We start from the raw sequence: 7,407 nt of genomic DNA, 5'->3' as shown, positions 1-7,407 counted from the left end.
GCAAGCGAGGCTGCGTCGGCCGCGCCTCGAGCCTGAATCGGCAGCGCGCCTGACGCAGCCTCGCCAAGGCTCGACAGCTGCTACGCACTATTCTATTGAAGTTGTGTAGACACTCATGTTCATCGAGGGCAAGTCGAATCGTCGCATCGCCCCTCCCACAGTTAATTTGCATATGCCGTTAGAGGAGTGTGCGGGCTAAAGCCTTTTTCCACTCTGCGTAACGCCCTGCCATCGCCGGATCCTCCTGCGGCTCAAACCGCTCGCGCTGGCGCTCCAACTGCCCCAGCGCCGTATCACTCGCCCACACGCCCAGCGCCCTGCCCGCCAAATGAGCCGCGCCCAATGCCGATACCTCCGGCGACAGGCTGCGCACCACCGGGCGTTGCAGCAGGTTGGCCAGAAACTGCATCAGCCAGCGGTTGCGCGTGGCGCCGCCATCCACCCACAGTTCCTTGAGCGGGCTGCCGATGTCTTGCTGCATGGCCTCGAACACATCGCGAATCTGATAGCCGATGGACTCCAGCGACGCGCGCAGGATGTGCGCGCCGGACGTGGCTTCGGTCAACCCGCAGATCAGCCCACGGGCGTCGGCCTTCCAGTGCGGTGCGCCGAGGCCGGACAGCGCCGGGACAAAATACACGCCGCCGTTATCCGGCAGTTGCGCGGCCTGTTCGGTCAGCGTATCCAGGGTTTCTCCCGCCACCAGCTTCGACGCCCACTGCACGGCAGCGCCGGTATGGACGATATTGCCTTCCATGCCGAAAGTAGGTTGGCTGCCGTCGTGCCAGGCCAGGGTGGTCGACAGGCCATGGGTGGAGGCAATCGGCCCGCTCATGGGCGTCATCAAGGACGAACCGGTGCCGAGGGTGGCCTTGACCAGCCCCGGAGCAAAACCGCCCTGCCCGTACAGCGCCGCATGGGAGTCGCCGATCATCGACATCACCGGGATACCGGCGGGCAAGCCGCCCAACGCGACGGTTTCGGCGAAGAAACCGGCGCTCGGCTGGATCGGCGCCAGGGCCGCAGCAGGAATGCCGAACAGCGCCAAAAGCTCAGGATCCCAGGCGCAGGTGTGCAGGTTGAACAGTTGGGTGCGCGCGGCGTTGGAATAGTCGGTGGCGAACACCTGGCCGCCGCTGAGTTGCCACAACAGCCAGCTATCAACCGTGCCCAGGCAGATCTCCCCGGCAGCGGCGCGGGCATGGCCATCCTCAAGGTGATCGAGAATCCAGCGGAACTTGCCCGCCGAGAACATCGGGTCCAACGCCAGCCCGGTCTTTTCCAGGATCAGCGCTTCATGGCCCTGCGCATGCAACTGGGTGCACAACGCACTGGAACGACGGCATTGCCAACTGATGCACGGCGACAGCGGCGCGCCGCTGCGACGGTCCCAGGCCACCACCGATTCACGCTGGTTGCTGATCGCGAGTGCCGTGATCGGACGATCCACCTGGGCCAGGCATTCTTCAATCGCCGCCAACGTGTTTTGCCAGATCAGCAGCGGGTCCTGCTCGGAAAACCCGGCCTGGGGATGGCTGATGCTCAAGGGCCGCGAACCGCGCGCAATCACCTGGCCAAGTTCGTTGACCAGCACCGCCTTGGCGTTGCTGGTGCCTTCATCTATCGCCAGGATCAGCGGGGTGTTGTTATTCATTGAGTTCACCGCAACCGAGTGGCAGCCGCCACGATCCCAGCCGCGTCGATGTTATGCAAGGCGCGGGTCGGTTCGCGGGCCCCGGCGGCGGCGTACTCGCCATCGCCGATACCCAGGCGGATCAGGGCAATGCCCAACCCGGCTTCGGCCAGCACTTCGGCGACCAGGCTGCCGACGCCGCCATTGATGTTGTGTTCTTCCACGCTGATAACCGCGCGCGTGCCGCTCAAGGCGCTGAGCAACACATCACGCTGCAAGGGCCGGATCGACGACAGGTTGATCACCTGCGCCTGGATGCCCTGCTCCGCCAGCAACGCCGCCGCATCCACCGCCTCATGCACCACCGAGCCCAGGGCCACGATGCTCACATCGGCGCCCTGGCGCAGGATGTCGACCTGACCGGGCACAAATTGATAGTCGGCGCCGTGCACATCGGGCAAGGCTTTGCCGTCGAGGCGGATATACACCGGGCCGTGGTAGCGCAGCGCGTAATCGACGATCTGCCGGCACTCGACGGCATCGGCCGGGGCGAAGATCTGCACATTGCCAAATCCGCGCATCACCGAAATATCGTCGAGGCTGTGGTGGGTGCTGGCGAGCGGGCCATAACTGGTGCCGGCATTCAGGCCGAACATCTTCACGTTGGCCTGGTTGTAGCAGACGTCCACCTTGATCTGCTCATTGGCCCGCGAGATCAGGAACGGCGCCGCGTTGCAGGTGGCGGCGATCTTGCCGCCCAGGGCCAGGCCCGCCGCGACGCTGACCAAGGATTGCTCGGCAATGCCGACGTTGATCAAGCGTTCGGGGAAACGCTGGGCAAACGGGCCGATCTTGGCCGTGGAGGTGGAGTCGCTGACCACCGGCACCACGTCCAGCCCGGCATCGACGGCAGCGATAAACGCTTGCACCATGACGCTCGCCAAATGTTCACTCGCCATGGTTCAACTCCTCCAGTGCTGCGTTGATTTCATCACCCTTGGGCACGCGGTGGTGCCATTCGGGGCGGGCTTCGATAAACGACACGCCCTTGCCTTTGATGGTGTGGGCGATCAGCACCTGGGGCGCGCCGGTCTTGGTCTGCATGGTTTCCAGGGCCTCGATCAATTGGCCGACATCGTTACCGTCGCACTCGCTGACGCGGAAGCCGAAGGCCGCCCATTTCACGTCCAGCGGGTCCAGCGGCATGATGTCGGCGGTCAACCCCGCCAGTTGCAGCTTGTTCTTGTCGACGATCACAAACAGGTTATCCAGGCCGTACTTGGCCGCCGCCATCGCCGCCTCCCAATTGGAGCCTTCGGCCAGTTCGCCGTCGCCGGTCAGCACGTAGATGCATTTTTTGCTGCCGGACATCTTCGCCGCCAAGGCCAGCCCGACCGCCACCGGCAAACCGTGGCCGAGGGCGCCGGTGTTCAGTTCGATGCCTGGGGTTTTCTGGCGTACCGGGTGGCCGGGCAAATGCGAGTTGAAGTGCTGGTAGGTGGGCAGCCACTCGGTGGGGATGTAGCCCGCCTGCGCCAGGCAGCAGTACAAACCGCCGACGCCGTGGCCCTTGCTCTGGATATAAATATCGCGCTCGGGGTCTTCGGTGCGTTCCGGGCCGGTGTTGAGGATGCGGAAATACAGAGTGGCGAGGATGTCGGTTTCGGAAAGATCCGCCCCGGTGTGGCCGCCGGCCGGTGAGTCGGCGTTCAGGCGGATCACATGGCGACGGATCAGGCGGGCCTGTTCCTTGATCTGGTGGGCGTCGTACTGGAAGGCATTCATGCAGCGGCTCCTTTGAGGCTGACCACGCGGGGTAAAAGTGTCCAAGGCTGTCTTTGAATATTTATTCAGCAGTGACAATATATTTCTATTTAGACGCCGATCCTCCAGCAGGTCAAGTGAGCGAACCGCCGAAAAATCAAATAAACCCCGGAAAAACCCCTCGGACAAACGGCCAAAATCCTACGCCGGCTTATCTAGCCCGTGGCTTTGCGCCGTGCAAAAACATCGGATAAGAGGCACACAAGAAAAATTAAGCGCTTGACTTTGACACGGTGTCACTGGAATCTGAATTAACAGTCAGGCACGCATAAATATTCAAGACGCCTGAAAGCACTCCAAAAAAAATAACTCAGGAGAACACTGTGGACGCCAAAGCTATTGTCCAGCACCCGGCCGAACTCAAGCCGCCACCCCGCCCACGTATTGTGAAACTGCTGCCCAGCAACATTGGCGGCCCGTTGATCGGGCTGGTGCTGCTGGTGCTGGTCTTCTCCTTCAGTTCCGAATTCTTCTTCTCATTGCGCAATGGCCTGAACATCCTTGATCAGGTCACGGTGCTGGGCATCCTGGCGATCGGCATGACAGCGGTGATCGTGATCGGCGGCATCGACCTGTCGGTTGGTTCGGTGCTGGCCTTCTCGATGATGATGCTCGGCTGGCTGTATCAGGATCAGGCGGTGCCACTGGGCTTTGCGATTCCGATCTCGATTGCCAGCGGCATGCTCGCCGGGCTGGTCTCCGGCGCGTTGATCACCTACGCCAAGCTGCCACCCTTTATTGCCACGCTGACCATGATGTCGGTGGCCCGTGGCCTGGCGAATATCCTTACCGAAGGCCGGCAGATCGTCGGCTACCCGGACTGGTTCACCAGCCTGGCCACGGTGCGCCACTTTGGTTTCCTCTCGGCCACCGTGGGCCTGTTCCTGGTGATGCTGGTGGTGGCCTGGGTGTTCCTGCGCTTTCGTGCCGGTGGCCGCAACCTCTACGCCATGGGCGGCAGCCCGGAAGTGGCGCGGTTGTCGGGCATCAAGGTGCGTGCGATTACCTTGTGGGTGTACGCCATCAGCGGTGCGCTGGCCGGCATCGCCGCCGTGACCCTGGCCGCGCGCCTGGACTCCTCGCAACCGAGCGCCGGGCTGAGCCTGGAGCTGGACGCCATCGCCGCCGTGGTGATTGGCGGCGCCAGCCTCAGTGGTGGCGTCGGCAGCATCGGCGGCACCCTGGTGGGCGTGCTGATCATTGGCGTATTGCGCAATGGCCTCAACCTGCTGGGAGTTTCGCCCTTTATTCAACAAGTGGTAATCGGTGTGGTCATCGCCCTCGCCGTCACCATCGACACCCTGCGACGCCGCTCCAGCACTGCCCGTTAAACCTGTTCGACAGTTGACACCCTCCAACAATAAAACCAGGAGTCACCGACATGTTCAGCCCCAAGAAATTGCTGTTGGCCACCGCTCTCGCCGCCGCCACCCTCACCGCTGCCGGCACCACCTGGGCCAAGGATTTGACCATCGGCCTGGCCGTGGCCAACCTGCAGGCCGACTTCTTCAACCAGATCAAGCAATCGGTGGAAGCCGAGGGCAAGGCCAAGGGGGTCAAGGTGATCACCGTGGACGCCCAGGGCAACTCGTCCACCCAGGTCAGCCAGATTGAAGACCTGATCACCCGCCAGATCGATGTGCTGATCTACATCCCGGCCGGTGCCACCGCCGCCGGTGTGCCGGTGAAAGCCGCCAAGGCTGCGGGTATCCCGGTGATCGCCGTGGACCGCAACGCCCCCGACGCACCGGGCGACACCTTTATCGCCAGCGACAGCGTGGCTGGCGCCAAGACCCTGGCCGAGTACGTGGGCAAGATCACCGACGGCAAAGGCCGCATTGCGATCCTGCAAGGCCAGATCGGTACCACGCCGGAGAATGATCGCGCCAAGGGGTTTGAGGAGGGCCTGAAAGCCTTCCCGGACCTCAAGGTCGTCGCCCAGCAACCGGCCGAATGGGCCCAGGACAAAGGCTTCGCGGTGGCCCAGGACCTGCTCCAGCGTGACCCGAACATCACCGTGTTCTTCGGCCGTGCGGACGCCATGGCCTTGGGCGCTGCCCAGGCGGTGAAAGTCGGCAACCTCGATCACAAGGTGGTCGTGGTCGGTTTCGACGGTGATGTGGCCGGGCTCAAGGCCGTGCAAAGCGGTGTGCTGGACGCAACCATGACCCAGCAGACGCAGAAAATGGGGCGCCTGGCCGTGGCCTCGGCCATCGACCTCAAAGCCGGCAAGACCTTGCCCAAGGAGCAGTTGTTGCCCACCGTGCTGACCACCAAAGAAAACGTCGCGCCGTTCCTGCAACAGCACCCGTAAGCCTTGGAGGTCGTCATGCAAGCAGCCGCTGTGGACACCGCTCAATCTGACGCGGTGCTGTGCCTGCGCAATATCAGCAAGGCCTACGGGCCGGTGCAGGTGTTGTCGCAGGTCAACGTGGACATTCGCCCCGGTGAAGTACTGGCCTTGCTCGGTGAAAACGGCGCGGGCAAGTCGACCTTGTCGTCGATCATCGCCGGGCTGGTGCAACCGGAAGCCGGGGGCAGCATGACCTGGCTCGGCGCGCCCTACGCACCCGCTTCACCGGGGGCCGCGCTGGGGGCCGGGATCGGCCTGATCCACCAGGAAATCCGCCTGCTGCCGCAATTGTCGATCGCCGAGAATATCTTCGTCGGCCGTCTGCCCATGCGTCGTGGGCGGGTGGACCGCGAGTACATGGAGGCCCAGGCGCAGATCCAACTTGAACGCCTGGGGCTCAGGGTGCCGGCCTCGCGCAAGGTCGAAGGCCTGAGCGTGGCGGCCCAGCAACTGGTGGAGATCGCCAAGGCGCTGACGCTGAAGGCCAGCCTGTTGATCCTCGATGAACCCACCGCCGCATTGGGTGGCGAGGAAACCGAACTGCTGTTCAAGCAGGTGGAACGGCTGAAAGCCGAGGGCGTGTCGTTTATCTATATCAGCCACCGCCTGGAAGAAATCGCACGCATCGCCGACCGCGTGCTGGTGCTGCGCGACGGTCGCCAGATCGCCCTGCACGCCACAGCCCAGGTGCCGGTGCGTGAGTTGGTGGAGCAGATGGTCGGGCGCAGCCTGGAGCGGATCTTCCCGGCGTTGCAAGCGCCGCAGGACCACGTGATGTTGCAGGTCAAAGACTTGAGTTGTCGCGAATTTGCCCTGCATGGCATCGACTTCAACGTGCGCGCCGGCGAGGTATTCGGCATTGCCGGGGTGGTCGGCGCCGGGCGAACCGAGCTGGTGCGCACCATTGCCGGTGCGGCCCAGGATATTCGCGGCCATATGGTGTTGGATGGCGAGGTCCGCCAGTTGCGCTCGCCCTTCGAGGCGATCCAGGCCGGCGTGGTGCTGGTGCCGGAAGACCGCAAGCAGCAAGGCGTGGTGGTGGAACATCGCATCGAAGACAACCTGATTTATGGCAACACCGATTTGCTCGATAAGCGCGGTTGGGTGTTCCCTGCCCCACTGCGCGAATTTGCACGCACGGCGGTGGCGCGGCTGGGGGTGAAAGGTGCACCGCAGTCGCGGATTTCCAGCCTGTCTGGCGGTAACCAGCAGAAGGTGATCATTGCCAAGTGGCTGGCGCGCAATCCCAAGGTGTTCATCCTCGATGAGCCGACACGCGGCATCGACGTGGGCGCCCGGGCGGCGATTTATGAAGTAATCGCGGATCTGGCGGCCAAGGGCATGGCGGTGATTGTGGTCAGTTCCGACCTGGATGAAGTGCTGGGGTTGTCCCATCGGGTGATGGTGATGAGCCGAGGGCGGCAGATGGGGATTCTGGAGCGTGGCGAGGCGACGCCGGTGTCGGTGATGGAAATGGCCACCGCATAAGCAAAGACCTACAAAGATCCAACTGTGGGAGGGGGCTTGCCCCCGATGAGGGAGTGTCAGTAGATGCATCTGTCACTGAACCACTGCTATCGGGAGCAAGTCGAATCGT

Annotated in this window: 6 protein-coding genes; 3 read left to right on the top strand and 3 right to left on the bottom strand. The window is 63.1% G+C overall.

Annotated elements, in window-relative coordinates:
* Positions 1-178: 178 nt before the first annotated feature.
* The 3 genes from FIV39_RS09915 to FIV39_RS09905 are packed head-to-tail and all read right to left on the bottom strand — an operon-like array spanning position 179 to position 3,418.
* Positions 179-1,654: an FGGY family carbohydrate kinase gene (locus FIV39_RS09915; RefSeq protein WP_090402976.1), complete on the bottom strand. Its 1,476-nt coding sequence runs from the start codon at positions 1,652-1,654 to the stop codon at positions 179-181.
* A 5-nt stretch (positions 1,655-1,659) separates the two neighbouring features.
* Positions 1,660-2,592: a transketolase family protein gene (locus FIV39_RS09910; RefSeq protein WP_065948089.1), complete on the bottom strand. Its 933-nt coding sequence runs from the start codon at positions 2,590-2,592 to the stop codon at positions 1,660-1,662.
* On the bottom strand, positions 2,582-3,418 hold the full coding sequence (locus FIV39_RS09905; protein ID WP_090402970.1) for a transketolase: 837 nt from the start codon (positions 3,416-3,418) through the stop codon (positions 2,582-2,584). The genes FIV39_RS09910 and FIV39_RS09905 overlap by 11 nt, the downstream gene beginning before the upstream one ends.
* 362 nt (positions 3,419-3,780) lie before the next feature.
* Here FIV39_RS09905 and FIV39_RS09900 point away from each other — a divergent pair, with 362 nt between their 5' ends.
* The 3 genes from FIV39_RS09900 to FIV39_RS09890 are packed head-to-tail and all read left to right on the top strand — an operon-like array spanning position 3,781 to position 7,298.
* Positions 3,781-4,788, top strand: coding sequence for an ABC transporter permease (locus tag FIV39_RS09900; protein ID WP_027607262.1), 1,008 nt, complete (start codon positions 3,781-3,783; stop codon positions 4,786-4,788).
* A 50-nt stretch (positions 4,789-4,838) separates the two neighbouring features.
* On the top strand, positions 4,839-5,771 hold the full coding sequence (locus FIV39_RS09895) for a sugar ABC transporter substrate-binding protein (protein WP_090402968.1): 933 nt from the start codon (positions 4,839-4,841) through the stop codon (positions 5,769-5,771).
* Between the two features lie 15 nt (positions 5,772-5,786).
* A complete protein-coding gene (locus FIV39_RS09890; protein ID WP_090402965.1) occupies positions 5,787-7,298 on the top strand; it encodes a sugar ABC transporter ATP-binding protein in 1,512 nt (503 codons plus the stop codon).
* Positions 7,299-7,407 lie beyond the last annotated feature (109 nt).

Origin of the sequence: Pseudomonas grimontii (genome assembly GCF_007858185.1) — a bacterium.
GTDB classification, from domain to species: Bacteria; Pseudomonadota; Gammaproteobacteria; order Pseudomonadales; family Pseudomonadaceae; genus Aquipseudomonas; species Aquipseudomonas grimontii.
Note: the sequence above shows the minus strand (reverse complement) of the source record. Positions and strands in the feature narration are given on the sequence as shown.

Excerpts from the sequence above, each read along its gene's own strand:
- FIV39_RS09895 (WP_090402968.1), top strand. The coding sequence starts at position 4,839 with ATGTTCAGCCCCAAGAAATTGCTGTTGGCCACCGCTCTCGCCGCCGCC.
- FIV39_RS09890 (WP_090402965.1), top strand. The coding sequence starts at position 5,787 with ATGCAAGCAGCCGCTGTGGACACCGCTCAATCTGACGCGGTGCTGTGC.
- FIV39_RS09910 (WP_065948089.1), bottom strand. The coding sequence starts at position 2,592 with ATGGCGAGTGAACATTTGGCGAGCGTCATGGTGCAAGCGTTTATCGCT.
- FIV39_RS09905 (WP_090402970.1), bottom strand. The coding sequence starts at position 3,418 with ATGAATGCCTTCCAGTACGACGCCCACCAGATCAAGGAACAGGCCCGC.
- FIV39_RS09915 (WP_090402976.1), bottom strand. The coding sequence starts at position 1,654 with ATGAATAACAACACCCCGCTGATCCTGGCGATAGATGAAGGCACCAGC.